The sequence below is a fragment of the uncultured Lactobacillus sp. genome (genome assembly GCF_946477725.1).
Classification (GTDB): Bacteria; Bacillota; Bacilli; order Lactobacillales; family Lactobacillaceae; genus Lactobacillus.
Window position 1 is genome coordinate 1 of sequence record NZ_CAMKZC010000052.1, and the last position, 2,538, is coordinate 2,538.

Genomic DNA, 2,538 nt, shown 5'->3' on the forward strand with positions numbered 1-2,538 from the left:
TGAAAGGGCGATGTCTTAACCACTTGACCAACGGGTCATATTTATCGTTCTTACGTCACAAGACGCTTAATTATAATACCGAACTTATTACTAAAAGTCAACTATTTTTTTATTTTGTTGCTTCTGTAAATCCTTTAAGTTCTTGAATCACAACGTTATTAATAATACAGGATTATGATTCATCTTGCAAGAGTTTTGTGCAAAAAGTTGAACAATTTTAGCGTAAAACTTTTTTATCACGAATCAGGTTACACAGCCTAGAACAATTAAAATTTGACAGGTATTGTAAAATTGATTTCTTTAAATATTAGTAATTTGCAATAATTTTTAAGACAGTGAAAAGTATTAATATGAAGTTAGCGAACATCGCCAAATATTAATTAATTCGAATGTTGTGAATATTACTTTGCTCTATTTCAGTCTCGCCAATAACAATCTTATCTTTATTAGACCTTCTTACCAAGCCCACAATGTCAGACTGTATCTTTTTGTCTAGCCTTTTTACTTATGGTGGCTCCGATTTGGGAATCTTTTTATTGCACAAAAATAAGCCACTTAGATATCAAATGTCTAAGTGGCTTTATCTAAATCTAAGAGCGATGAGCCCCTTTATGGTTTCCATGATCGTACAATTCAAAATTTACATCTATTGCTAAGATATAAAATATTTTCGAAATCGGGTTAATTTTTCCTATTATTCTTAGGTCGGACCCTTTTATAACTACATAATTAGTTGAACACTTATCATATCTACCAGTTCTTTTAAATTCAGGAGGTATGGGCATCATATCTTCCCGCATTTCTTTTTTTGGTATGTATTCTATATTTTCTTGTTCAAGCAAAACTTCATAATCGACACTAGAAGCCTTAACAAGTTTTTTTAAAACGTTCCTAGCATTACTTTTATCAAGATTTTTATAATCTACTGAATAATTTTTACTAATAAAAGAGAAGTTAAATGTTAACTTCTCCAAAAATGTATCTGAAATCTTAATTATATCTTTGTTATGCATTCGCCTGTACTACAATACTATCAAAAAACTCTTTTAAAACTTTTGGTGAAATTTCTTCACCACTCTTTACGCTATTCCACGGTTTTTGATGATGAGTAATGTCAACTAATGTACTTGTACTAACATCTGCATATTTGTTAAATACAGAATTTAAAACTAAACTTACTTTTGGAATATTATTCAGTTCAGAAAAATCTTTTAAGGCTTGTTCCCAATTAATCAGAGAATTCAAATTCCTCTGTCCCTCATATTTAGCATGTGCCTTTACAGCAAGCGGACCATAATCAGCATGAACTAAATCATCATCAAATAGCTTTTCATCATATAAAGACAAGTAAGTACCTTGAAGGAAGTACAGTAACTTTTGCAGTCTAAGTTGGGTAAGTTCGTCTCTCTCAGGAAACATCTTAACATTGACGTCAGACTTAACTGCAAGCCAATTAACGATCTTTTCTTCACTAATCATAGTCACTCACCTCTTTCTTAACTTATCATGCACATTATAAACCTATAGAGCTGACTACTGTCAACTAATTTATCAAAAAATAACAAAAATAAGCTACCCAGAACTTGATCTGAGTGGCTTATTTAGGCTCTATAATTTATCCTGTTGATGACTTATCCATGTGGTAAGCTGTTAATAGGTTTTTTATTGCATAAAAAAGGAGGACATCTTCCTCTCGCTTCTTGTAATAAATATTAACACCACTCAATATTTTTAGAAGGTTTGAATTATATCCTCTCTTAATAATATATTAAATTTGCGCTTGATATTAAAGATCAGAACATTGTTTTTGAAGATTATTTCTGCCGCTTGAAAACCGAAATCCGCTATCCTGCTGCCAATGCCAGTCAGCCAGTCATTATTAGACTTTTTAAGCAGAGAGTCTGGTGTCGCACCTGCAATAAACGCTCAATGGCTCAATCTGACCTGGTAGGCAAATACTGCTGTATTTCCCAGCATTCTAAGCTCAAAATTCTCAGTGCTTTAACAGAAGACCGCTCAATGACCAGCATTGCCCAGGAAAACAATGTTTCTGTCAATACGGTGCAAAGAGTACTGGGCTCTTGCTCGCATCAGTTTAGTAGCAACTATGATTATTTGCCGGAGCATCTGGCCTTCAACAAATTTAAAGGCGTTGACCACACCTTGCATTTTATGATGCTTTAGCTGCCAAAGCTCGGCAGGCAATTAAAGAAGTGATTCATGCTAAAGAAGAAGTTGACTGGCAAATGCATCAAACCCTGTTAATTTTTAAGCATAACCTGAAAGCAGTAATTAACGGGATAACATTGAATTATTCCAACGACTGCTTAGAGGGCTGCAAGCGCAAGATTAAACTAATTGAGCGCACAGCTTTTGGCTACGCCAACTGCCACAATCTGCTAACCAGGATTAGATTGGCAGAAAACAAGGTAAAAAAGAACCGTAAAAAGCTCATAACATCAACTGTTATGAGCTTTTATTTACGGAGACTGAGAGATTCGAACTCTCGCACCAGAATAACCCGATCTACACCCTTAG

The 2,538-nt window shown here is 34.1% G+C and carries 2 protein-coding genes and 1 pseudogene; 1 reads left to right on the forward strand and 2 read right to left on the reverse strand.

The window, feature by feature from the left end; translation table 11 throughout:
* Positions 1 to 590 precede the first annotated feature (590 nt).
* Together Q0R51_RS09015 and Q0R51_RS09020 are read right to left on the reverse strand one after the other, a co-directional pair.
* A complete protein-coding gene (locus Q0R51_RS09015) occupies positions 591 to 1,013 on the reverse strand; it encodes a hypothetical protein (protein WP_294758289.1) in 423 nt (140 codons plus the stop codon).
* Positions 1,006 to 1,479, reverse strand: a complete 474-nt coding sequence (locus Q0R51_RS09020) for a Panacea domain-containing protein (protein WP_294758291.1) — start codon at positions 1,477 to 1,479, stop codon at positions 1,006 to 1,008. The genes Q0R51_RS09015 and Q0R51_RS09020 overlap by 8 nt, the downstream gene beginning before the upstream one ends.
* Positions 1,480 to 1,767: 288 nt before the next feature.
* On the opposite strand from Q0R51_RS09020, the pseudogene Q0R51_RS09025 reads away from it, so the two are divergent.
* Positions 1,768 to 2,438 (forward strand): annotated as a pseudogene (locus Q0R51_RS09025) (transposase); the annotation flags it as partial.
* Positions 2,439 to 2,538: the final 100 nt, after the last annotated feature.